Annotated in this window: 25 protein-coding genes; 16 read left to right on the forward strand and 9 right to left on the reverse strand. The window is 54.6% G+C overall.

Translation table 11 applies throughout. The features are described from left to right. Nucleotides 1–3: 3 nt before the first annotated feature. The 5 genes from ACFE33_RS01080 (at nt 4) to ACFE33_RS01100 (ending at nt 5206) form a co-directional block, all read left to right on the forward strand. A complete protein-coding gene (locus tag ACFE33_RS01080) occupies nt 4–471 on the forward strand; it encodes a DUF3576 domain-containing protein (RefSeq protein WP_380055742.1) in 468 nt (155 codons plus the stop codon). A 95-nt stretch (nt 472–566) separates the two neighbouring features. After that, nucleotides 567–3119: a leucine--tRNA ligase gene (gene leuS / locus ACFE33_RS01085; protein WP_380055745.1), complete on the forward strand. Its 2553-nt coding sequence runs from the start codon at nt 567–569 to the stop codon at nt 3117–3119. Beyond that, the gene (gene lptE / locus ACFE33_RS01090) at nt 3106–3597 is read left to right on the forward strand and encodes an LPS assembly lipoprotein LptE (protein ID WP_380055748.1); all 492 of its coding nucleotides are present in this window, start codon (nt 3106–3108) and stop codon (nt 3595–3597) included. Before leuS ends, lptE begins: the two co-directional genes overlap by 14 nt. Beyond that, nucleotides 3594–4616, forward strand: a complete 1023-nt coding sequence (holA, locus tag ACFE33_RS01095; RefSeq protein ID WP_380055751.1) for a DNA polymerase III subunit delta — start codon at nt 3594–3596, stop codon at nt 4614–4616. The genes lptE and holA overlap by 4 nt, the downstream gene beginning before the upstream one ends. After that, nucleotides 4616–5206 carry a glutathione S-transferase family protein gene (locus tag ACFE33_RS01100; protein ID WP_380055754.1) on the forward strand — a complete coding sequence of 197 codons (591 nt, stop codon included), beginning with the start codon at nt 4616–4618 and terminating at the stop codon, nt 5204–5206. Before holA ends, ACFE33_RS01100 begins: the two co-directional genes overlap by 1 nt. Here the strand turns inward: ACFE33_RS01100 and ACFE33_RS01105 are convergent. Genes ACFE33_RS01105 through ACFE33_RS01115 form a run of 3 tightly spaced genes read right to left on the reverse strand, consistent with a single transcriptional unit; the run spans nt 5193 to nt 7727 of the window. Continuing rightward, the gene (locus tag ACFE33_RS01105; RefSeq protein WP_380055757.1) at nt 5193–6374 is read right to left on the reverse strand and encodes a TIGR03862 family flavoprotein; all 1182 of its coding nucleotides are present in this window, start codon (nt 6372–6374) and stop codon (nt 5193–5195) included. The two genes, ACFE33_RS01100 and ACFE33_RS01105, sit on opposite strands and share 14 nt — an antisense overlap. Then, nucleotides 6371–6979: an enoyl-CoA hydratase/isomerase family protein gene (locus ACFE33_RS01110; protein WP_380055760.1), complete on the reverse strand. Its 609-nt coding sequence runs from the start codon at nt 6977–6979 to the stop codon at nt 6371–6373. Before ACFE33_RS01110 ends, ACFE33_RS01105 begins: the two co-directional genes overlap by 4 nt. Next, entirely contained in the window at nt 6972–7727 is a 756-nt protein-coding gene (locus tag ACFE33_RS01115) for an SDR family oxidoreductase (protein ID WP_380055763.1), read from the reverse strand. Before ACFE33_RS01115 ends, ACFE33_RS01110 begins: the two co-directional genes overlap by 8 nt. 130 nt (nt 7728–7857) lie before the next feature. Here ACFE33_RS01115 and ACFE33_RS01120 point away from each other — a divergent pair, with 130 nt between their 5' ends. The 6 genes from ACFE33_RS01120 (at nt 7858) to lpxK (ending at nt 14210) form a co-directional block, all read left to right on the forward strand. After that, on the forward strand, nt 7858–9357 hold the full coding sequence (locus ACFE33_RS01120; RefSeq protein WP_380055765.1) for a DUF2125 domain-containing protein: 1500 nt from the start codon (nt 7858–7860) through the stop codon (nt 9355–9357). A 123-nt stretch (nt 9358–9480) separates the two neighbouring features. Then, on the forward strand, nt 9481–10848 hold the full coding sequence (locus ACFE33_RS01125) for a TldD/PmbA family protein (protein WP_380055767.1): 1368 nt from the start codon (nt 9481–9483) through the stop codon (nt 10846–10848). Further along, entirely contained in the window at nt 10841–11614 is a 774-nt protein-coding gene (locus ACFE33_RS01130) for an inositol monophosphatase family protein (RefSeq protein WP_380055770.1), read from the forward strand. The genes ACFE33_RS01125 and ACFE33_RS01130 overlap by 8 nt, the downstream gene beginning before the upstream one ends. Nucleotides 11615–11684: 70 nt before the next feature. Further along, nucleotides 11685–11927 carry a DUF4170 domain-containing protein gene (locus ACFE33_RS01135; protein ID WP_380055773.1) on the forward strand — a complete coding sequence of 81 codons (243 nt, stop codon included), beginning with the start codon at nt 11685–11687 and terminating at the stop codon, nt 11925–11927. A gap of 10 nt (nt 11928–11937) precedes the next feature. Beyond that, a complete protein-coding gene (locus tag ACFE33_RS01140) occupies nt 11938–13218 on the forward strand; it encodes a 3-deoxy-D-manno-octulosonic acid transferase (protein WP_380055776.1) in 1281 nt (426 codons plus the stop codon). After that, nucleotides 13218–14210: a tetraacyldisaccharide 4'-kinase gene (gene lpxK, locus ACFE33_RS01145; protein ID WP_380055779.1), complete on the forward strand. Its 993-nt coding sequence runs from the start codon at nt 13218–13220 to the stop codon at nt 14208–14210. Before ACFE33_RS01140 ends, lpxK begins: the two co-directional genes overlap by 1 nt. Here lpxK and ACFE33_RS01150 read toward each other — a convergent pair. Genes ACFE33_RS01150 through ACFE33_RS01160 form a run of 3 tightly spaced genes read right to left on the reverse strand, consistent with a single transcriptional unit; the run spans nt 14207 to nt 16480 of the window. Beyond that, nucleotides 14207–15331, reverse strand: coding sequence for a CaiB/BaiF CoA transferase family protein (locus ACFE33_RS01150; RefSeq protein WP_380055782.1), 1125 nt, complete (start codon nt 15329–15331; stop codon nt 14207–14209). The genes lpxK and ACFE33_RS01150 overlap by 4 nt on opposite strands. Continuing rightward, on the reverse strand, nt 15332–15949 hold the full coding sequence (locus ACFE33_RS01155) for a DsbA family protein (protein ID WP_380055785.1): 618 nt from the start codon (nt 15947–15949) through the stop codon (nt 15332–15334). Nucleotides 15950–15958: 9 nt separating this feature from the next. Further along, a complete protein-coding gene (locus ACFE33_RS01160; protein ID WP_380055788.1) occupies nt 15959–16480 on the reverse strand; it encodes a DUF721 domain-containing protein in 522 nt (173 codons plus the stop codon). A gap of 81 nt (nt 16481–16561) precedes the next feature. Between ACFE33_RS01160 and mutY the strand changes: the two genes are divergently transcribed. Together mutY and ACFE33_RS01170 are read left to right on the forward strand one after the other, a co-directional pair. Then, nucleotides 16562–17623: an A/G-specific adenine glycosylase gene (gene mutY, locus ACFE33_RS01165; protein WP_380055791.1), complete on the forward strand. Its 1062-nt coding sequence runs from the start codon at nt 16562–16564 to the stop codon at nt 17621–17623. Nucleotides 17624–17635: 12 nt separating this feature from the next. Beyond that, nucleotides 17636–18766: an alkane 1-monooxygenase gene (locus ACFE33_RS01170; RefSeq protein ID WP_380055794.1), complete on the forward strand. Its 1131-nt coding sequence runs from the start codon at nt 17636–17638 to the stop codon at nt 18764–18766. Between the two features lie 95 nt (nt 18767–18861). Here the strand turns inward: ACFE33_RS01170 and ACFE33_RS01175 are convergent, their stop codons facing one another. From ACFE33_RS01175 to ACFE33_RS01185, 3 genes are all read right to left on the reverse strand, one after another. Next, the gene (locus ACFE33_RS01175; protein ID WP_380055796.1) at nt 18862–19977 is read right to left on the reverse strand and encodes a site-specific DNA-methyltransferase; all 1116 of its coding nucleotides are present in this window, start codon (nt 19975–19977) and stop codon (nt 18862–18864) included. Nucleotides 19978–20065: 88 nt separating this feature from the next. Continuing rightward, a complete protein-coding gene (locus tag ACFE33_RS01180) occupies nt 20066–20716 on the reverse strand; it encodes a ribonuclease HII (RefSeq protein ID WP_380055799.1) in 651 nt (216 codons plus the stop codon). A gap of 69 nt (nt 20717–20785) precedes the next feature. Further along, a complete protein-coding gene (locus ACFE33_RS01185; RefSeq protein ID WP_380055801.1) occupies nt 20786–21226 on the reverse strand; it encodes a hypothetical protein in 441 nt (146 codons plus the stop codon). Nucleotides 21227–21373: 147 nt separating this feature from the next. Here ACFE33_RS01185 and ACFE33_RS01190 point away from each other — a divergent pair, with 147 nt between their 5' ends. The 3 genes from ACFE33_RS01190 to ACFE33_RS01200 all read left to right on the forward strand — a co-directional run bounded on the left by ACFE33_RS01190 (nt 21374) and on the right by ACFE33_RS01200 (nt 23840). Next, complete coding sequence (locus ACFE33_RS01190; protein ID WP_380055802.1) at nt 21374–21655, forward strand: hypothetical protein; 282 nt, start codon at nt 21374–21376, stop codon at nt 21653–21655. Next, complete coding sequence (locus ACFE33_RS01195; protein WP_380055804.1) at nt 21633–22331, forward strand: transcriptional regulator; 699 nt, start codon at nt 21633–21635, stop codon at nt 22329–22331. Before ACFE33_RS01190 ends, ACFE33_RS01195 begins: the two co-directional genes overlap by 23 nt. Before the next feature lie 189 nt (nt 22332–22520). Beyond that, nucleotides 22521–23840 (forward strand): mechanosensitive ion channel family protein, encoded by a 1320-nt coding sequence (locus ACFE33_RS01200; RefSeq protein ID WP_380055807.1) that lies wholly within the window; start codon nt 22521–22523, stop codon nt 23838–23840. Nucleotide 23841: the final 1 nt, after the last annotated feature.

Raw genomic sequence — 23841 nt, forward strand, 5'->3', positions numbered from 1 at the left:
ACAATGCGTACTTTTAAATATTTTCTGGCGGCAATGCTTGTTGTGGGCGTGTCCGGCTGTGGCTCGTCCAACTCAAATCCTGGCGGTGACAATCGCCCCTATATAACGGACGAAGAAGATCGCTCCTCTACGATTTGGGATCTGTTTGAAAACTCAAGCGACCCCAACACGCAGATTGAAGTGAACAAATACATCTGGAACGCAGCACTTGAGGTGCTGAATTTCCTTCCAGTTCAAGAGGTTGATCCATTCTCTGGCATCTTTATCACCGGCTATGGCACCCCTCCCGGCGGTAGCCAGTCCTATCGTGCGGCAGTTTATGTTCAGGACCCTGCGCTGGATGCGCGCTCTCTTAACTTGGCCCTTCAATCGAGTGGTGGACGTGCAGTGTCCGCAGAAATCACACGGGCGGTCGAAGACGCGATTCTCACGCGCGCCCGTCAACTCCGTCAACTCGACAGTAAACTCTAACACTGGGGTCTTTGGCCCCAACATTTCTAATTCGCACACGCTGGGCCTTGCTTTGATGCAAAAAGCTCGGCGTTTGTATGTAAAGGACTCGCTAAATGTCACGTTATAATGCCTCTGAAATCGAACCCAAATGGCAAAAGGCTTGGGATGAGGCAGAGATTTTCCTCGCACAGCGCGATCCCGCCAAGGAAAAGTACTACGTCCTCGAGATGTTCCCCTATCCATCCGGACGAATCCACATGGGGCACGTGCGCAACTATACGATGGGCGACGTCGTCGCGCGGTATAAATCGTCTTGCGGGTTTTCGGTTCTGCACCCGATGGGCTGGGACGCCTTCGGTATGCCCGCCGAGAACGCGGCGATGGCGATTGGCGGGCATCCGGCGGATTGGACATATCAAAACATCGCCGATATGCGCGCCCAGATGAAGCCATTGGGCCTGTCAATTGACTGGTCCCGCGAATTTGCGACCTGTGATCCGGAATATTACGGCCAACAGCAAAGCATGTTCATTGATTTCATGGACAAGGGTCTTGTGTACCGCAAAGAAGCCGTTGTGAACTGGGACCCTGTGGATATGACCGTTCTGGCGAACGAGCAGGTTATCGACGGTAAAGGATGGCGCTCGGACGCACCTGTTGAGCGCAAATCCCTGACGCAGTGGTTTTTTAAGATCAGCGATCACGCCGAAGAACTCCTGAGCGCACTTGATGACCTTGACGATTGGCCAGAGAAAGTTCGCATCATGCAGGCGAACTGGATCGGCAAGTCACGCGGTCTGCAATTTGCGTTTGACCTAACCGCGCCCGTCGGCGATCTCAAAAACATTGAGGTCTACACGACCCGCCCAGACACACTGAATGGCGCAAGTTTCGTTGGTATCTCTGCCGACCACCCGCTTGCACTCGCGCTTGAGGCCGAAAACGCCGACCTCGCCAAGTTTACCGCAGAATGCAGAAGCCTCGGCACATCCGAAGCAGATATGGAAAAGGCCGAGAAGAAGGGCTTTGACACCGGCCTGACGGTCCGCCACCCGCTTGATCCCTCCAAGGAGCTTCCTGTTTGGGTCGCGAACTTTATCCTTATGGATTACGGCACGGGTGCTGTGTTTGGCTGTCCTGCACATGATCAGCGCGATCTCGACTTCTCTCGCAAGTACGGTCTTCCTGTCACTGATACGTTCTTTGCGATTGGTGACGAAACACCCGTCGGCAACACAGCCTTTACGCCTCCCAAAACCGACAAGGTTAAATGGGTGGACCACTTCGCCGGCCTCACCGAAGCAACGGGCGAAGAAGCAATCGACGCAACCATCGAATACATGGAGAGCAAAGGCCTCGGCAAAGGTGTTACAAAGTTCCGTCTTCGCGATTGGGGCCTCAGCCGCCAGCGCTATTGGGGCTGCCCGATCCCTGTGGTGCATTGTGATGCCTGCGGGGTTGTTCCAGAGAAGAAAGAGAACCTGCCGATTGAACTCCCTAAAGATGTGAGTTTTGACCTACCGGGTAATCCGTTGGATCGTCACCCGACTTGGCGTAACTGCTCGTGTCCTTCGTGTGGTGCCGATGCGCTGCGTGAAACGGATACGATGGACACGTTCGTTGACAGCTCGTGGTATTACGCGCGCTTTACATCGCCTAATTCGCCTACGCCAACGAACCCTGAGGATGCCGCCTATTGGATGAACGTCGATCAATACATCGGCGGAATCGAGCACGCAATCCTTCACCTTCTGTATGCCCGCTTCTTTGCGCGCGCGATGCAGATCTGTGGTCACCTCCCTGAAAGCGCAGTTGAGCCATTTAACGCACTCTTTACTCAGGGCATGGTAACGCACGAAATCTACCAAACGCGCGATGCACAAGGCCGCAAGACATATCATCTGCCCGAGGACGTAACTGACGGCAGGCTGGCCGATGGCACCGAAGTAGAGATCATCCCCTCTGCGAAAATGTCCAAGTCCAAGAAGAACGTGGTGGACCCCGACGACATTATCACCAACTTTGGCGCAGATACTGCCCGTTGGTTCGTCATGTCTGATAGCCCCCCCGAACGCGATGTCGAATGGACCGCAGCAGGCGCCGAGGCCGCGGCCAAGCACCTCGCTCGCGTTTGGCGACTGGCGGATGAAAACCGCCAGAGCGACGAGAAGGCGGCTGCCGACGGCAGCTCCGACGAGGCGCTCCTTCGCGCAACACACAAGGCAATCGAAGCCATAACAGCAGGCATCGACGGCTTTGCTTTCAACACTTCCGTAGCGCAGCTCTATGGATTCACAAACACCATCGCCAAATCCAAGGCATCGACTTCTGCACGTCGTGACGCTCTGAAAACCATGGCGCAACTCATGTCACCCATGACACCCCACCTTGCCGAAGACATCTGGCAGATGCTTGGCGGCGAAGGGCTGGTTGCACAGGCTCCTTGGCCCAAGGCCGACCCCGCGCTGTTGGTGGACGATAAGGTAACACTTCCCATTCAGGTGAACGGAAAACGCCGCGCCGAGATTTCCGTTCCTGCGGATATGTCGAAAGAGGATGTTGAAAAGCTCGCCCTAGCAGAGGAAGCTGTGATCAGGGTTCTTGATGGCAAGCCCCCCAAGAAGGTCATCGTTGTGCCGGGACGGATCGTGAATGTCGTTGCTTAACCGCCGAAATTTCTGTTTCTCAGCCATAGCCCTAACTGCGGGCTGTGGCTTTGAACCAGTATACGGCCCCAGCGGCAGCGCGGATTCCTTGCGCGGGTCGATTTTGGTGGACGCCCCCGAGGATAAGAACGAATTCGACCTCACCAATCAAATTGAGGACCGCCTAGGCGCCCCACAGAATGCGCGGTTTGGCCTCTCAGTCGACATCGAAACGCGGGTAGAGGCCCTCGCCATCACGCAATCCCAAGAAACCACACGCTATAATGTGGCTGGCTCCGCCGACTTTACACTGCGCGATCTGAATACTCAGCAAATCCTGACAACAGGTTCCGCACAGAACTTCACCAGCTTCGGCGCAACCTCCGACACAGTCAGCACCCGTTCCGCAAGAGCAGACGCTCTGCGCCGATTGATGGTTGTTCTTGGCAACGAAATCTCGGACCAACTCATCATCGACTCAACAGGCTTCCTTCCGTGAAATTATCGCCACGCGACGCCAATGGATATTTTGCCAAACCCGATCCAAAACGGACTGGCCTTTTGATCTATGGCTCGGACGCAATGCGTGTCGCGCTCAAGCGCCAAGAGGTGATCGCCGCGCTGATCGGTCCAAACGGTGACGACGAAATGCGTCTTACGAGAATCGCCGCGGGTGATCTGCGCAAAGATCCCGCGCAACTCTTGGACGCCATGAAGGCCCAAAGCTTCTTTCCCGGCGCGCGCGTTGTTTTCGTCGAGGGCGCAACCGACACAATCTCCAAGGCCTTTGCCGCCGCGCTCCCTGAATGGCAGCCAGACGACGCCCAAGTTATCGTGACTGCTGGGCAACTCAAAGCCAGCTCGTCGCTCCGCAAGTTGTTTGAGAGCCATAACAATGCCTATGCAGCGGGCATTTACGACGATCCCCCGACACGCGCGGAAATCGAGGCTGAACTCTCTAAAGCGGGTCTAACGCGTATCGAATCCGATGCAATGGAAGCGCTGACCGCTCTCTCTCGCGAAATCGGGCCAGGTGATTTTCGCCAAACGCTCGAGAAGCTTGCGCTCTATATGCTCAACAGCGACACGCCCGCGACATCCCTTGACGTTGCGGCCTGTGCGCCAACCTCGACCGAGGTTGCGCTCGACGATATTCTCAGGATTGTCGCCGAGGGCCGCAGCGCCGAAATCGGCCCCGTTATGCGCAAGCTTGAGGCTCAGGGCGTGCAACCTGTCGGGCTTTGTATCGGCGCGACCCGACATTTCCGCACGCTTCATGCCGCCTGTGCCGATCCGGGCGGCCCTGCGGCAGGAATTGGCCGTTTGCGCCCACCCGTTTTCGGCCCCCGCCGCGAGCAAATGCTCCGCCAAGCACAAAAATGGGGAACGCAGCGACTCGAAGTGGCGCTGACAATGTTGACCGACACCGATCTTCAGCTTCGCTCCACCAGCCGCGCCCCAACGATGGCGCTGGTTGAGCGCACCTTGGTTCGGCTCGCAATGCTAGGAGCACGCTAATGACCTACAAAATATATGGATCGCTTCGCAGTCGCGCTATCCGCGTGCTATGGCTGCTCGAAGAACTAGGCGTTTCGTATGAACATATCGAGGCTGCGCCACAATCCGACCAAATCCGCGAGATTTCGAGTGTGGGCAAAATTCCCGCGCTGGTCGTGGAAGGTACGATCCTCACGGATTCCGTTGCGATCATGAGTTTTCTCTCGGATCGTCACGAAGCTTGCACCATGCCCGCAGGAAGCATTGAGCGCGGGATTATGGATGGGCACCTGCATTTCATTAACGAAGAAATGGACCATGTGCTTTGGGGTGCCACCAAACATAACTACATGCGTCCGCCTCAAACCCTTGAGCCAGAAATCCGCGAGCAGCTTGAGGCTGAGTTTATCGTTTCACAGGAACGGTTCATGGAACGTCTCGGCGCGGGTCCGTTCTTGATGGGCGAAACCTTCACCATCGCCGATATCCTCGCGGCGCATTGCGGAGGATGGGCAATCGGGGCAAAATTCCCGATCGTGAACAAAGGCTTCAGAGAGTATGTATCCGAGATGCGCGCCCGCCCAGCATTTCAACGGATTATGCCGCGTTAGAGCCGCTTTGCGCCCAGCGCGCGGCTGCCTCTCCTGCCAGTTTTCCCGTCGCGAGAGATGCCGTGATAAGGTAGCCACCCGTGGGCGCTTCCCAATCAAGCATCTCTCCCGCGCAGAATACGCCTGGACGGTTCAGCAACATCAATTCATCATTCATCGCGCTAAACGCCACGCCGCCAGCAGTAGAAATCGCCTCATCCATCGGGCGTGGCCCTTTAAGCGGAATAGGCAGTGATTTTACCAATTCCGCGAGCGCCGCCCCCTTGGGCAATGGCCGCACAAATTCCTGTAGCAATGCGATCTTGACCGGCGAGAGGCCAAGAACCTTGCGCAGATAAGTTGACATGCTGTTCTTGCCCGGAGGTCGTGCAAGTCGCGATTGGACTTGACTGAGCGAAAGATCAGGCAACAGATCAAGTGATAACGCGCGCCCATCGCGCAGCATGGCCGAAACCATATAGATCCCGCCACCTTCGAGCCCAGCGCGCGACAGGACGATCTCGCCCCTATGGGTCGTTCCATAAACGATCATTCCAACCGGCTTAATCGGGCTCCCAAAGTGTTTTTCCATATGCGACGACCAAGACACCTCAAACCCCATATTCGCGGGTTTGAATGGCACAACGGGCGCCTCTATAAACTCCGACCACGCCCCATCAGAGCCTAACTTTGCCCAACTCGCGCCTCCGCAAGCCAAGACCGTGACATCCGCCGACACGTTCCCGTGCGCTCCAAATTGCGCAGCAGGTCCATCCCAGCCCGTCCATTTCCAGCCGCGATTGAGCGTGACGCCCTTCTCATTCAAGCGTGCAAGCCATGCGCGCAACAGAGGAGAGGCCTTCATCACTTTTGGAAACACACGCCCCGTCGAGCCTGTGAATATGTCCTGCCCAAGCGCCTCTGCCCATTCCATTGCTTGGTTTGGCCCGAAGCGATCCAGCGCGTTACTCAGGGCGGTTGGACACCCCCCATAGGCCGCGCGGAATTCATCGTTCGCTTCGTTCTTGGTGATGTTCAGGCCAGACTTTCCCGCCATAAGGAATTTGCGCGCAGGGCTGGGCTTTGCCTCAGCGATGGTTACGCGCAATCCGGCATCCGCGAGCGCCTCCGCGGCCATCAAGCCAGCAGGTCCCGCACCGATGACCAAGGCAGTTTTCTCATGCGTCATGGGCACATCGCCTTTATTGCGTGAACAGTCTCTATCTTGGCCGAACCCACGCTTTCACATAGCGCCTGAACGGTTGGATCAAGCTGCTCTGGCTCCACGATCATATCGATCAGTCCATAGTCATAGGCCGTCTGGCTGTTTATCTTGTGCCCTGCGACGAACACCAGTTTCGTACGCGCAGGACCGATAAGCTTCTCCATACGTTTCGGATCAGATGGCTGCGGCAAAAAGCCGTGCTTCACCACTGGATAAAAGAAAGCCGCCGAAGCAACCGCAACGCGCAGATCACACGCAAGCGTCATGCCAAATGCGCCACCCGCAACCGTTCCGTTCAATGCGCAAATCGTGAGCCCCCGATGCTCAGCTACAGCTTGCGAGAGCTTTTCCCAGAGTGGACTGGTCGCAAGACCACTCCGCGCTTCATTTAGATCGGCTCCCGCGCTGAACACGTCACCGCGGCCCGTTATCACCATGGCTTTCGCGTCAGAGGCGCGGGAAACCGCATCAATGAGTTGTTCGAGCATGTCCGACGTGAGCGAATTCGCCTTCTCGGGCCGATTTATCCTAATCGTCCATATGTCTTTAGCGCTCGAAGTTTCAATCATTCAGCAGGCCTACTGCCGTGCGAATACCCTCATCCCGAAGAGAAATCTCTTGGCCCAAATGTGGGTCTGCTTCGGCGGAACACATCCAAACCAATGCCTTGGCGGGCCAATCAGCTGGAATATGATCGCTCACTTCAAGCTTGCTTACGGGGTTAATCCCGCTGGCCTTGATCTTGACCTGCATCTCGGTAGCAACCGTGCCGGGCGAAAGGCCCATAACGCGTAATCCAGCCTCAGATCCCTCAAGATGCGTGGCGCGGGTGAGCATCGCAACGGCTGCTTTGCCAGTGCAATAGGCGCTCCACCCCTCCATGGGGCCGTGCGCCGCTCCAGAGCTTACGTTCAATATCGTCCCCGATTTCGCCGCCAGCATTTGCGGAAGAACAGCACGGATACCATTGTAGACACCCTTCAGGTTAATATCGATCGAATGCCCCCAATCCTTTGGATCGGATTCAGCAAGCGGACCAATCGGATCAATTACGCCAGCGTTGTTAATCAGGACATCGACGCTTCCAAACGCCTTGCGCGCAGCATCTATCCCTGCGGAAACCTCGCCATAGCGACTAACGTCACAGGGAACCGCTAGCGCCTTGTCACCGATTTTGCGTGCAATCTCGGCGATCGCCTCGCCACTACGCGCCATCAGAACGACGTTGGCGCCAGCATCCGCGAACTCATAGGCAGCAGCAGCTCCTATGCCTTTGCTTGCGCCCGTAATGACAACTGTTTTTCCAGATAAGCTCATGTTCACACCCCTTGTTTTACCCATAGACTAGACCAATGTAATACCCAGAGGAAGGCCCACGGACACTTGCGCATTTATCTCTGTCGGGTCACTATGTTGCGAATATATTTTTTGAATCGAAGGGACAGTCATGTCATTTTTCAAACCCTTGGGCACTGCAACCATTTTTTCTGCCCTTCTCAGTGGGACAGCCATTGCTGATGTAACCACCGAGCAAGTCTGGAACGACCTACAGGAGTTTTACAAGACTTCGGGCTATACGCTTGATGTTGGTAACCAGACCCAAGACGGTGACACGCTGAATATCGACGACATCGTTATGACCATGCAATTCGAGGAAGACGAGAAGCTGGTCGTTTCCGGATTGTCCTTTGCATTGACACAACTCGATAACGGTACTGTTTCGATCACCGTTCCCGAAGAATTTCCGATCATCGCAGAGGTCGAGGACGTTAAAATCACTCTCTCGATGACAACCGATGGTATGGAAATTATCGCAAGTGGCGATGACGCCTCGGCAAGCTATGATTTCAAAGCTAACAGCTATGGTTTGAGCCTTGACGCAATTGAGGACGGCGACGTTACTATCACGCCCACCGCGAAAGCACTCGCAGCTGGTATTACGGGTGCCTATGCAATCAAAAAAGGTGAGATTCAAACAGTATCGGGGCAAATTGATGCCAGGACGCTCGATCTTGATCTAGATTTCCAAGGCCAAGAGAGCGAAGCAGAAATGCTCAAGGCCGTCGTTGGCCTCAAAGATGTTTCACAGAAATTCTCTTACTCGGTTCCTGAGGGCATCGACTATCAGGATCTTCCCGCTGCATTGGCCGCTGGTCTGCAAGGCGAAGTAACAGCAAGCCACGGCGGAGCGAACTACGACGTTGAACTCGTCGATGAATCCGACGGTTTCACAATGACCGGAAGCACCGCAACGGGCTCGTTCCACTATGGTCTGTCCGATGAATCCGTCGGCAGCAGATGGGGCTCTAAAGATACGAAAATCCAAATCATTCCATCGGCAATGCCGCTTCCGGTATCGTATTCGGTTGCCGAAACAGCTGGCGAAATTCTGTTCCCGGTTGCCAAATCCGACACACCTTCGGATGCGCAGATTTCCTTCAAGATTTCCGACTTGGCGCTTGATGAAATGATCTGGAACATGTTCGATCCCCAAGACGCGCTACCGCATGATCCGATGACGCTGATTGTCGATCTGACAAGCAAACTGAACCTCGATTTCAACCTGTTTGACATCGAAGGCGCAGAAGACCTCCCAGAAGACTCATTCCCTGGTGAACTTCACGAAGTGAACCTCGAAGAGCTTAAACTTTCGGCGGTTGGCGCGGAGCTTACAGGTGAGGGAGCCTTCACGTTCAACAACGACGATCTCACAACATTCCCCGGAATGCCTGCCCCTGCAGGTAAAGTGAGCCTGAAACTTGTTGGCGGGAACACGCTTTTGGATAAGCTCGTCGAAATGGGCTTCGTTCCACAGGATCAGGCGCTTGGCGCACGTATGATGATTGGCCTCTTTGCCAATGCTGGTGCGGGCGAAGATGAGCTTGTTTCCACAATCGAAGTCAAAGAAGACGGTTCTATTCTAGCGAACGATCAACGGATCAAGTAATCGTTGAATATACAGGAATTGGGCCGCTCGGATCATCCGCAGCGGCCTTTTTCATGGGTTGCACTTGCGTCGACAGCAGAGCAAGGCTACCTCAAGAAGAACAGTCCGAGAAAGTGAGCCACGATGAGCCAGTCCAACGCCACCCCTACCGCTGATCTTGCACAATTCACCGAAGCTCTCCTCCATGAGGCCAAGAAAGCAGGTGCCGACGGCGCAGATGCAATCGCGGTTGAGGGGACCTCTGCGTCAATTGATGTGTTGAAGGGCGCGCTAGAACATGCCGAAAGCTCTGAAGGGGTCGAGATTGGCCTTCGCGTCCTGATTGGCCAGAAACAAGCCTGCGTTTCGGCAAGCGACACCCGTAGTTCAACGATCGCCGAAATGGCCCAGCGCGCAGTTGCAATGGCCAAAGAAGCCCCGATAGACCCGCATATCGGCCTAGCGACCCCAGAACAACTGGCCAAGGAATGGGATATCGAGGCGCTGGATATGAACGATCCCTCGACACCACCCAGCCCTGAGATGCTTCAGGAACTCGCCCAACGAGCAGAAGCAGCCGCGCTCAACGTGCAAGGAGTGAGTCAGGTTCAAGCAACCTCCGCAGGATATGGAAATCGCCGTATTCACCTTGCCACAAGCAACGGGTTTACCGGCGGATATGCACGCACGGGATATTCCCTCTCGACGGTCGCGATTTCGGGGTCAGGCGCTGATATGGAGCGCGATTACTATGGCGACGGGCGTACATACTTCGCAGATCTCGAAAGCCCAGAGCACATCGGACAAATCGCAGGACAACGCGCAGTTGATCGCATCGGAGCGCGGCAACCCAAAACGGGTTTCTTCCCCGTGCTTTTTGAAGAACGTATTTCCGGAACTCTGATCGGGCACTTGCTTGGCGCGATCAACGGCAGTGCAATCGTTCGTGGCGGAAGCTTCTTGCGCGACAAGCTGGGCGAGCAGGTCCTTCCCAAGGGGCTATCCCTTCTCGAAGACCCGCATCGTGCCCGTGTCTCAGGAAGTCGTCCGTTTGATGGCGAAGGCCTTCGTACGCGAAAGCGCGCGATCATTGACGACGGCATCCTCACGGGCTGGACTCTCGATCTGGCGAACGGGCGCGCCCTCGGAATGGAGAGCACGGCGAGCGCCTCGCGTGGTACTTCTTCGCCGCCCTCTCCTTCGGCTGGAAATGTGACCCTAACACAGGGAAAATCCACTCAGGCGGAACTACTCGCCGAGATGGGTACAGGCCTTCTGGTGACTTCCCTGATTGGGAGTTCCATCAACGCCAACACCGGCGATTACTCGCGCGGGGCGTCGGGCTATTGGGTCGAGAATGGCGAGCTAAAGTTCCCCGTCAACGAATGCACAATCGCGGGAAACCTGACCGAGATGTTGTTGGATATTCAGCCCGCAAATGACGCCCGCACACATCTTTCGCGCGTTGTGCCATCTATTTTGCTATCGGGGATGACAATCGCTGGTGGATGATCTTGCGCTTCTTCAAGATGCCGCAAAGGCCAGCGGCGAAATTGCCAAAAAGTTCTGGCGACTGAAGCCCGAAGTCTGGGACAAGCCAGACGGCGCGGGACCAGTAACCGAGGCCGACTTGGCAATCGACACGATGCTGCGCACCGAGTTACTCGAAGCGCGGCCAGATTATGGCTGGCTCTCAGAAGAGACAGAGGACACCCGCGAGAGGCTAGACCATGAGCACGTTTTCATAGTTGATCCAATCGACGGCACTCGCGCATTTATTAACGGCGCACCTACGTTTTCACACTCTCTTGCATTGGCAAAAAACGGAAAAGTCACGGCGGCCGTGGTTTACCTTCCGATGCTTGACCGTCTGTATTGTGCTGCATTAGACACGGATGCCACGCTGAATGGCACCAAAATTCTAGCTAGCGCGCGCAAAGAAACCGAGGGCGCCAGCACGCTCACCACAAAGGTAAATCTGGCAGATCACCTTTGGCACGAAAGCGTCCCAGAGCTTGATGTTCACCTCAGAAGTTCGCTAGCTTATCGACTCTGTTTGGTTGCGCAGGGACGGTTTGACCTGATGCTTACGCTTCGCGATACATGGGAATGGGACGTCGCCGCCGGGTGCTTGATCGCGGAGCGTGCAGGGGCAATCGTCACCGATCAACGTGGTGATGCCGTCAATTTCAACAACGCTCGCCCGCTCTTGCACGGGTTGGTCGCCGGCCCTGAAGGAATACAAAGCGACATAATCTTGCGTCTTGCGCCGCGCTAACGCCCTTCCCCCGTGCTGCTAACTCCCTTAGAATAGCCACAACAAATCGCAAACGCATATCGAGGACATCATGACACAACGCCTGCACTTGGTTTTCGGGGGCGAGCTTATCGACCCGAGCAAAAACGTATTCAAAGACGTGAACGACATCAACATCGTCGGAATGTTCCCCGATTATGCCAGCGCATACGATGCCTGGAAATCCGAAGCACAACGCACGGTCGATAACGCGCATATGCGGTACTATATCGCCCATATTCACCGTCTTCGTGACGAGGAAATCGCCGCGTCTTCGACCGAAGAACTAGGCTAAATATCCGAGAATGTCGTTTTCGCTCTCACTTTACTTGCGCAACCTTTCGCGGCGCACAGCCGATATGCGTGCGCAACTCGAGAGCGAAAACACCCAAGGCGCCGCCGAAGAAATGGGCAAAGCCAGCGTTGAGCGGCCCGAGGGGAGCTTGCTCTGGTTCCACGCACCCGATGCGACCAAGGCGCGCGCGCTCACTAAACTTATCCGCCAGCTATCGGATGATTGGCAGACCGTTAACTTTCTCCTGACTACTCCCAGAAGCAGCACCTCTACCTTTAGCACCGATGCACTGCCGCCGCGCTGTATCCATCAATTCTCATGCGCCGAGGCACCAGAGTTTGTCGAAAAGTTCCTGAGTTATTGGAAGCCGGATATCGCCGTGTTCTCGGGCGTTGATGTTGATCCTGTGACGGTTCTTTGCACCTCAAAGAAGCGCATCCCGCTCTATCTCCTTGATGTCAAACTCGACAACCATGCGCACGCAGGTCTTCGAAGCCGTGTGACTGGCCGCCGTGCGATCATGCGAGAGGTCTTGCGCTGTTTCGACCGTATTGATGCGATTGATGCCACATCGGCGCGCGCACTCAACGCTCTTGGGGTCGATCCTGAGAAAACGCGGATCGCGGGGCCGCTTGAGGACGTAAGCGAGGTGCTTCCTTGCAACGAAGAAGACCGCACCCGTCTTGCGACTGCACTTGCGGGGCGGCCCGTTTGGTTAGCGACCAAAGTGCCCGACGAAGAAGACACAATCGTTCTGGATGCCCACCTTGCCGCTAGTCGCATCGCGCATCGTTTGCTTCTGATATTAGTCCCCGATGTTTCGCAACGCGGGCCTGAGCTGGCAGAGAAATACATATCCAAAGGGGCGCGTGTTCGTGTGCGGTCCCTAGGTGAAATGCCCGATTCAGAGACACAGATTTACATCGCCGACACGGACGGCGAGCGCGGGCTTTGGTATCGTCTTGCAACGGTGAGTTATCTGGGCGGCTCGCTCGTGGCGGGGCATACAACGCATTCTCCTTATGAGGCGGCTGGTCTTGGCTCTGCTATTTTGCACGGCATTCAACTTGGCCCTCATCAGGCCGCGTTCGAAGCGCTTGACGCCGAAGGTGGCGCGCGCTGTGTCGAAACCAGAATGCAACTCACGTCGGCGCTTTTGGCACTGCTTGCCCCCGATCAATCCGCCGCAATGGCCCATGCCGCATGGGATTTGGCCACAAAAGGCGCACGCGCAACCGATCTTGCCATCTCACAAATCGAGTCGATGCTCGAAGAAATCGGGGCATACTAATGAAGCAGCCGCATTTTTGGTACCTACCGTTTCAAAACACATTGCGCGACAAGCTTCTGTCGCCTTTTTCTAGGCTCTATTCCACCGCAACTGCGCGTCGTTTGGCCAAGACACAGGGATATCGAATGCAGATGCCCGTTATCTGTGTTGGCAATATTAATGTGGGTGGAACGGGAAAAACACCGACCGCAATCGCGCTGATTCAGCACCTTCAGGAAATGGGGCGCAAGCCGGTTCTCTTGTCGCGCGGTTATGGTGGTACGCTTGAGGGGCCGGCGCTCATTGATCCGCTGAAACACTCCGCACAAGAGGCCGGGGACGAACCCTTGCTACTCGCGGCATTTGCGCCATGCATCGTTTCCAAAGATCGTGCAGCGGGTGCAAAACTCGCCGAAACCATGGACGCAGATGTTTTGATTCTGGATGACGGATTTCAGAACCCAGCCGTTGCCAAGGACCTTTCGATTGTTGTTGTGGATGCGACGCTCGGCTTTGGGAACGGGCGCGTCCTTCCAGCGGGGCCATTGCGGGAGCCACTACATGTGGGACTAATGCGGGCCGATTTGGTTCTGTCGATTGGGTCTGACAATGCTCAAGCGCAATTCGGAGAGACATGGGGCCACGCGTTGAGCGTGCCACGCCTTACGGGTGCGCTCGAAGTTCTACAGATGGGAATGGATTTCGACGGCCTAAAGTGCCTCGCCTTTGCGGGGATCGGCCACCCCGAGAAATTCTATGCGACACTTAGATCACAGGGGGCCGAACTCGTTAAGACGATCTCTCTGGCCGATCACCAGCCGCTCAGCGATGCCCTGATGAAGCGCCTCGAAATTGAGGCCGACGCACTTGGGGCGCAACTCGTAACGACCGAAAAAGACGCCGTACGCCTCCCTAATACATTCCGCCAAAAGGTTCTAACCCTGCCTGTTCGCCTAAAAATCAATGAGCAGGACAAGCTTAACCAAGCACTGAAATCTGTCGGGATAGACTAGGATTTAGCGCCGCTCCCCAATTTCGGAGAGGGCCGCGAGAGCGACAACTCACTGTCAGAGAACTTAATCGGAGTTCGAACCCCTGGAACACCATCGGGTGCGATTTGCATCTCTCGGTGCTTGATCTGTGGATCGTCAAAAACCTCGCCGACCGTATTAATCGGACCTGCGGGCACACCGTGATCTTCGCAGCGCTGAAGCAAATCTGCCTTGCTCATTTTGCTGGTGAATTGCTCCAAGAGCGGCCCTAGCACGTCCCGATTCACCACACGCGCGTCGTTTGTGATGAACTTCTCGTCCGCTGACAATTCCGAAGCCCCCAATAGCTCGCAGAGCTTGGCAAATTGGCTATCGTTGCCCACCGCAATGATGATGTGCCCGTCAGAACAAGCAAAGGTTTGATAGGGCACAAGATTCGGGTGCGCGTTGCCGATCCGCATTGGCGACACACCCGTCGCAAGGTAATTCATCGACTGGTTCGCAAGGATCGCCGTTCCCACATCCAACAGTGACATATCAACTTGCTGCCCGCGCCCCGTTTCATTGCGCTGATGAATCGCTGCAAGAATGGCAGTGCTGGCATAGACACCAGTGAACACATCAACAATCGCGACACCAATTTTCGTCGGGTGCCCTTCTGGCGGGCCCGTTACCGACATCAGTCCAGACATGCCCTGAATGATGTAATCATAACCCGCGCGGCTGGAATAGGGACCGGTTTGCCCAAAGCCCGTGATCGAGCAATAGACCAAACGCGGGTTAACTTGGGCGAGGCTTTCATAATCGAGGCCGTATTTCTTGAGACCGCCAACTTTGAAATTCTCAATCACGATATCCGCATCGCGCACGAGGTCGCGCACTTGGGCTTGCCCTTCGGGTGTACGGAAATCAACACACACGGAACTCTTGCCGCGATTGGTTGCGTGGTAATAGGCGGCCGCCTTCTCGCCGTCATACTCGATATAGGGCGGTCCCCAGCGGCGGGTATCATCGCCGGCGGGGCTCTCTACTTTGATGACTTCAGCGCCGAGATCGGCAAGGATCTGGCCACACCAAGGACCCGCCAGAATGCGGGCCAGTTCAATCACTTTGAGGCCGGTTAACGGCGGCTGCGCGGTCATTTAGAGCAAGCTGTCCAGCTTCTTGGCGAAGTCATCATAGGAAGCATTGCCAAACTTTTCGCCGTTAATGATAAACGATGGCGTGCCCGTAACTTCGTCGCGGGTCGAGTTTTCTTGGAACCATGTCACAAGCGCTTTGGCCTGATCGCCATCGGCAAGACATGCCTCCAGCTCTGCTTGGTCCAACCCGCTCACAAGTCCAATCTTGCGGAGCTTGTCCGCGATTTCCGCAGGCTCGCCGCTCGCCCAGTTCTTTTGATCAGCATAGAGCGCATCAACGAGACCAAAGAAGCGCTCTTGGCCGCCACAGCGCGCCACCATGGACGCCCACAGACCATAGCGATCAAAATAAACTTCACGATAGACAAAGCGAACTTTGCCGGTATCGATGTAGTTCTCTTTGATCTTCTTGAAGGTCGAAGAGTGGAAGTTCGCACAATGCGGGCAGGTGAATGATGCATATTCGATCATTTCGATCGGCGCATCTTCGGCACCGAGAACCATTTCAGGAATGGCCATGTCTGCGGGTTGTTCCGCGTCTTGTGCAAAGGCCACTGACCCTCCGAAAATAGGGAGTACAGAGAGAGCAAGTGTCGATGTAAATTCACGGCGGTTCATATTGGTACCTTATCGTTGTTTTCGTGACAGGACGTTTTCGCCCAAAAGTTCAAGCGCAGCCCGAAGGTCTGCGTTTTCGACGGGAGCTGCAACCGCTTTTGCGGCGGCAATTTGTTGCGGGTTAGGAGCAGGCTTAACCTTGGGTGCGTGATCAAAGTCGATTTTACCGTCGGCAAAGCCGCTTTTCGCGGTCTGTGTAATCCGAATGGCCGAGATTGCAGCATGGCCATAGACCTGATTTACCCGCGTGCGGATCTGTTCTTTCTGCATCTCAAGCATCGGAGCCTGCGCGCCTGTTGTTAACAGTGTAAGCGTGGCGCCAAAACTTCCGCGGCCATATTTAACGCTCACTGGTCGCGCGATCCGTGCTGTTTCTTCGCCGACGATGTCGGCCCAATGCGTCAGCATCCGCGTAACAGCAAAGCCGCGCGTTTCCGCAGATTTGCGGATATGGCTCTGAAGCAAACTAGAGGTGCGTTCAAAGCCTCTCTTGCGTCGTTCAGTTTTTTGTTTGTGCTGCTGCGGCTTCATCTGTTCTTCCTTGTCTTGGGTGCTATTCTATGCGCCATGGCGACATGTGCCAGTGAAATTGCGATAACGAATGGATAAACTATGCGTGACACGCCGAATTCCGCCGAACTATTGGCGTGGTACGATAAAAATGCACGGGAAATGCCGTGGCGCGTGGCGCCCGATGCCTCCATGAATGGCGAGCGTGCGGACCCATATTTCGTTTGGTTATCAGAGGTTATGCTTCAGCAGACTACTGTTGCGGCTGTTCGGGAATATTTCATAAAATTTACTACACTTTGGCCGACCGTTTCCGATTTGGCGAATGCTGATGACGCCGATGTGATGGCCGCATGGGCGGGGCTGGGGTATTACGCTAGGGCACGCAACTTGTTGAAATGCGCGCGGGTCGTCGTTGACGAACGCGACGGAATTTTCCCAAGCACCCGTGCCGAGTTAGAAAAGCTTCCGGGGATCGGCCCGTACACTTCCGCTGCAATTGCCGCCATTGCCTTTGGCCAAAGCGAAGTCGTTGTAGATGGTAATGTCGAACGTGTAATGGCGCGTTTGTTCGCCCATGAAGTGCCAATGCCCGAGAGCAAGCCAACACTGCGCGATTTTGCGGCCAAACTTACACCAAAGGAGCGCGCTGGGGATTATGCACAAGCGGTAATGGACCTTGGCGCGACGCTCTGCTCGCCGCGCAATCCGAGTTGCGAGATTTGCCCGTGGCGTGCGAACTGTATTGGATATGCCAAAGGGATTGCCGCCGAACTCCCCAAGAAATCCCCGAAGAAACCCAAGCCAATCCGCTATGGCACCGTGTTTTTGGCCCAGCGCGACGATGGAGCGTGGCTTCTGGAGAAGCGGCCCGACCGCGGGTTGTTGGGCGGTATGATGGGCTGGCCCGGAAATAATTGGGCCGAAGATCCAAATCCCGCAAGCCCCCCGATTGATGCCCACTGGACTCCGCTCAATGGCGAGGTGCGTCATACGTTTACGCATTTTCACCTAAGGCTTTCGGTTCAGATCGCGCAGACCGACGCCACGTCAACGCCCGAGCGCGGCGTTTTTGTTGACCAGAAAAGCTTTAGCGCCAATGATCTACCGACGGTCATGCGCAAAGCTTTTGAGCTTGTGCAGGGACGCCTGAACCAAAATTAATGCGGAGCACATATGACAGGCCAGACCTTCTCGAAACTTCAGCCCGCGCTTCCGTTCTGGCTTTCGCTTGGGATGATACCGCTTGCGGTTCTGGGCGCAGTTCTGGGCGGTTATTGGGTTGTGCTCCTGCCACTCTATGGCTGGTTTCTGTTTAGCATTCTCGACGCTCTCACGGGCCTGAACCTAACCAACCCCGATCCAGAAACCCCCGAGAGCGAGCTGTTCTGGTACAAACTCATCACGCTCATTTGGTTGCCGATTCAATTCTGTCTGGTTTTTGGACTGATTTATTATGTCACGCACACCACGCACCTTGGCCTGTGGGAAAAGCTCGTTCTGTTCTTTGGAGTTGGGGTGATTTCGGGAACGGTCGGGATCAATTATTCGCATGAGTTGATGCACCAGAAAAACCGCATCGAACGCTGGATGGCGGACGGGTTGCTTGCGATGGTTCTCTATAGTCACTTCCGCTCGGAGCACCTGCTTGTGCATCACATCTATGTTGGCACGCCGCGTGATCCAGTGACCGCCCGATATAATGAGGGGTTTCACAAGTTCTATCCCCGTGTGCTTGTGTCCTGCCTAAAATCCGCATGGAGCGCCGAGAAATCTCTTCTGGCGCGGCGAAAGCTCTCGGCTTTCAATCTGCGCAATCCGTTTTGGCGCTATGGGGCGCTGCAACTATCCTGCCTCGTTTTGGCATTTCTGATTGGGGGTTTTGCGGGACTTGGCCTGTTTTTGCTTCAGGCCGGCGTGGCCATCTGGCAGCTAGAGCTTGTGAATTACATTGAGCACTATGGCCTAACCCGCGCGCACCTTGGGAATGGTAAGTACGAACACGTAAAACCGCATCACAGCTGGAACGCCGCGCACAAAGCAAGCAATTGGCTCCTTATCAATCTACAGCGGCACAGCGATCACCACTATAAGCCCAGCCGCCGCTTTCCATTGTTACAAACCTACACTGAGGACGAGGCCCCGCAGCTTCCGTACGGATATCCGGTTATGACAATGGCGGCGATGGTTCCGCCCCTATTTCGCCGCGTGATGAACCCACGGGTAAAGGCGTGGCGCAAGCAATACTATCCAGAGATCACCGACTGGACCCCATACAAAAACGCAACCAACCAGATGCCGCGCTAAACCAAAAAGGCCCTGTCGTGCGAAACGACAGGGCAAGGTAGTGCTGTGGAGTCAGGCCACAGGCACAGGCGGTAATTCTTTATTTGTTGGTGTGCTTAGTTAGGACGCTCGGTCATTTCCGCGCGAATCTGCTGGCGCAAGAGATCAATCGGCACTTGCTTGCCTTCGCGTTTGTAACACCAGTAGGTCCAGCCATTACAGCTTGGTGCGCCCTCAAGAGCGGCGCCAACCTGATGGATTGAGCCCTTAACATCGTCCCCGATCAATGTGCCGTCTGCACGAACCTTGACCTTGTGACGTTTGTTCATGGAGTAAAGCTCTTCACCTGGCTGAAGCATCCCACGCTCAACAAGCTGCCCGAAAGGCACGCGAGGTTCTGAGCGTTTTGACTGAGTGACCTGAAGGCTCTCTTTGTCAAATTTACGGATGTTCTTAAGGCGCTTCTTGGCGACCTTGCGATAAGCTTCTTCGCGCTCAATTCCGATGTATTCGCGGCCCAGTTTCTTGGCCACGGCACCGGTTGTGCCAGTTCCAAAGAACGGATCAAGTACTACATCGCCAGGGTTCGTTGTCGAAACAAGAATGCGATGAAGCAGGCTCTCTGGCTTTTGAGTTGGATGCGCTTTTTCACCTGCGTCGTTCTTCAGTCGCTCGTGGCCGTTACAGATGGGCAGAACCCAATCAGAACGCATTTGAATACCCTCGTTGAGGGATTTCAGCGCTTCGTAGTTGAAAGTGTATTTGCTGGCTTCTTCTTTTGAGGCCCAAATCATTGTTTCGTGCGCATTCGTCAGACGCTTGCCGCGGAAGTTCGGCATCGGGTTGGACTTGCGCCAAACCACGTCGTTCAAGATCCAATAGCCTTCGTTCTGCATCGCTGCGCCAACACGGAAAATGTTGTGATAGCTGCCGATCACCCAAATCGCGCCATTCGGCTTTAGGATACGGCGCGCGGCCTTTAGCCATGCTTTGGTAAAGCGGTCATATGCCTCAAAGGAGGAAAACTGATCCCATGCATCATCAACCGCATCCACTTTGGAATTGTCGGGACGGTGCAGATCACCCTTGAGCTGGAGGTTATAGGGCGGATCCGCAAAGATAAGATCGACCGAGTTTTCAGGTAGACTGTTCATCACGTCGATGCAGTCGCCGTCAATTATCTGGTTAAGAGGCAATTTTACAGCCTCTTTTGCTTGGGTTTTCGTTTTCATTACTGCCTCATATGTTGCGCATTTTTGCGCTTACTTATTGAGGACTAGGATTGATGATTGTGGAATCGTCGTCAATTTGTTTTTTAAATCAGTCACTTAACTTTTCGCCTTGATACAAGATATTGTGTATCGGCTTAAAGGATCGTCTATGGTGTGGGGTTACCCCAAGATTTTGGAGCGCAGATATGTGGCTTTTTGATCCATAACCTGCGTTCGTCTCCCAGCCATAGCCGGGATGCTGTTGCGCTAAATCCACCATCAACCGATCGCGGCAGTTTTTGGCGACAATCGACGCCGCAGAAATGGAAACTGATTTGCTATCGCCTTTGACAATCGCCTCGGCACTCAGGGTCAGATCACGCGGAATCATATTGCCATCAATCAGAACATGGTCCGGCACAACGGGGAGCCCTGCGATGGCGCGCTCCATTGCCAGATGACTTGCGCGCAAGATGTTGATTTCGTCGATTTCTTCGACGGTGGCGTGCGCAATGGAAACCGTTGCTTTCGCAAATATCACCCCTTCCAATGCGGCACGCCGTTTGGCCGTGAGTGTTTTGCTATCGTTTAGACCAATTGGAATATCGTACGGATCAAGGATGACCGCCGCGGCCGTTACTGGGCCCGCGAGTGGTCCGCGCCCAACTTCGTCCACCCCCGCAATGATTTTGGCGCCTTTGGCTATTGCGGCTGTTTCAAATGAGAAATCGGGTACGGGTTTTGTGATTGGCTTTTGCATAGGTTTGGATTGCCTATTTTCACCCGTCCAGCAAGTAAAAAGGGCGGGCACGATGGCCCGCCAGTGTTCCTACCTAAAACCCCAGTTGTTCAAACAGGCAGGACTAAAGAGCGATCGTTTACCATCCTCCGTCCAAACGGTACGGAGACATTGCTGGGGTAAGCGCTTGGCATACTTATAGTTATCTTTCATGCATTTCTGTTTGAAATACGTCGCACGCCCTTCAGATGTGTTGAATGTATGGAGGCACTGATTAGGTAGTTTCTTGTAGTGCCCGTAAGCGTTTCCATACGGTGGTTTTTGCGGTTTGGGTTTCGGCTTTGGCTGCGGGGTTGGTTGTGGAACGACAACAGGGTCACTCTTGAGTTCGTTTGCCGCCATACCGATCACTGCCATTGTCGCAAGTGCAGCGAGAATTTTCTTTAGATCATCGCTCGCATGGGCAGGCGCCGAAGTAGACGGCAGCGCCAAACATATCACGAGCGCAAATGTACAAAGTTTTTTCAGCATGGGGCATTCCTTTTCATTTTGTTCGGAACTTGTGGGTTCCTCAATCAAACTGTTTCGATTGCCCGTGTTGTTCAATATCACCTTTTTGTTAGGCGATTACCGGCCACTGTTATTGAATAACACGGCGAGGTATCGCATGGTTTGGACATGATAAAGCAACTCACATTCGCATTTGCGCTTCTATGCGCTGCGCCCGCCTCCGCCGCTTGTTATGCGGACTATAAAGCCAAGCAGGATAACCCGCTGAAGCTCCACTATGGCGTTGTTAAGCTCACGGACGCCAACTGCAAGAAACCCGCCGCCGGCGACGACATCCAATCCCGAATTCAGGGTGACGGATGGAAGCTACTAACGGTCATTAGCCTCTTTGACGACTCCGCGCTGAACAGCAAGAAGGAGAGCGCGGGTGCCTACTTCCTCCGGTACTAAAGCGACGATTTCGGGGAACCGTGTGGTCTTTGTGGGGTTAGGCGTGATTGTGGCGCTGCTGCTTGGGGCGGCGGCGCTTCTGCTGTTGTACCTCCCCGATGCTAATGCGTTCAATGCGCGGGTCGAGCAGATATTCGTCGAGAACAACGACCTCACCTCCACTTCGGAAATTAAGCTCCTCGAAATTCTGGCACAGTCAGGGACCGCGTTTTCGGACACGCTGAATTCCTATCGCGCGACAATTCTTATCCTTCTCGTGTTTGCTTCGGTGCTCATGATCGCGGCACTCGTGTTCCTGTTGACCATCTTGTTCCTGACGCGACGCATGAACGAAGTTGAACGCGCAGGCATTCAGGTCAATTCCCTATTGATCAGCCGAGAAGAGAACACCGTTTACCTCAACAACATGGAATTCAAACTCACCCAAGCGGCGATTGAAACACTGTCTGTTCTGGCCGAAGCACGCATGGATGACGACGTAATGACAGGCGCGCAGCTTGAAGCTGTGATCTCTGGCAAGCGAGAATCCGACTGTGACGAAGCCGCAGGGGCCACCCGCATCAAGCGCCTTAGGGACTCTCTGGGCAATCAAATGGTCAGCGCCCTGCTCGTCAAAAACATCGCCCGTCGCGGGTATATGCTGGCGATCGAAAAAGACGTCATTCGTATGCTTTAGGTCCGCGCAAGTTCCGGCGCTGTCCCGCCTGTCACGTTATTGCGGGCCATTTGGCATTTACACCCATGTAAAATAATGGACATATAAGCCTATTATGGTGAATGTTGCGGTGATTTAGGTCACTTGTGGAATACGGACGGAAGCGGCTTACAGCCATGACGTTCAATATTAATACGAAGGAATTTACGTATGTCATACATCCAAGCCGTCACACGCAGGATGCTGACAGGGCTGTTCGCCCTATCTGTGTTGCTGGTCTTGCCCCTCTATGCCCAAGACGAACCAGAGGCGCCACCCTCCCCCGAGATCGTCGCTGTTTCTGATCCTGCGATTGATCAGGAAGCTCTCTCTATCCTGCTCGTGCCGCTCACCGCGCCGCAACTAAGCGAAGTTGCCGCAAACTGGCAGGACATCATCCAAGATTCCGTTAGCGAGTCCGCACAGATCAATCTGGGTATCCTGAACGCAAACGAAGCAACGGCCGAGAAGCTGCGCAATGATCTGGAGAACCTTGGCGATGAGCAAGTCGACCTTAAGAAACGCTATGAAACCGTTCTGAACTCATGGCAGCAAAAGGGCGCAACAGAAGAAGAGCTAAAGCCGCACACAGACTATATTTCCGGCCTGACCATTGGGCTTGCCGGCACGACCGATCCTGCGAGCATTTGGCGTCACATCAAGCGTTGGATCACCTCTCCTGATGGTGGGCTTAACCTGCTCAAAATGGGAGTCAGCCTAATTATTGCGATTTGGGTGATGATGTTCGTTGCACGCTTGATGCACCGCCTCACTGGCAAGGGACTTTCAAAGGTTCCGACGCTTTCGCGTCTGCTGAAATCGTTCATTCAAACGGCCGTCTATTGGGGCACCTTCGCACTGGGAATTATGGTTGTTCTCGCGATGCTGGGCGTCAATGTCGGGCCTGTGTTTGCTGTTCTCGGTGGTTTGTCATTTATCCTCGCATTTGCGCTACAGGATACCTTGGGCAACCTTGCAAGCGGCTTGATGATTATGATCCTCAAGCCATTCGATATGGGTGATTTCGTAGAGACCGCTGGTGTATCTGGCTCGATTGACGAAATGTCGATGGTATCAACAACGATCCGGACATTTGACAATCAGATAATCATCGTGCCGAACTCCAAGATCTGGGGTGACGTCATTACCAACGTAAACGCCTCGCCCACGCGTCGCGTGGATATGGTGTTTGGCATCGGGTATTCCGACAACATTGATGAGGCCATCGGTATTCTCCGAAAACTGGTCGAGTCACATCCAAAATGCCTCAAGGATCCCGCGCCAAATATCACGGTTGGTGAGCTTGCTGATAACTCGGTCAATATTCTCTGCCGCCCTTGGGCCAACACCGCGGATTATTGGACCGTGTATTGGGATATTCTACGTCAGGCCAAAGACGAGTTTGACGCTGCGGGCATCTCTATTCCGTTCCCACAACGCGAAGTTCGCGTCATCAAAGACTGTTCGGACGAAGAGAAATCCGAAGCATAAA

Source organism: Falsihalocynthiibacter sp. SS001 (assembly GCF_042445055.1).
GTDB lineage: Bacteria > Pseudomonadota > Alphaproteobacteria > Rhodobacterales > Rhodobacteraceae > Falsihalocynthiibacter.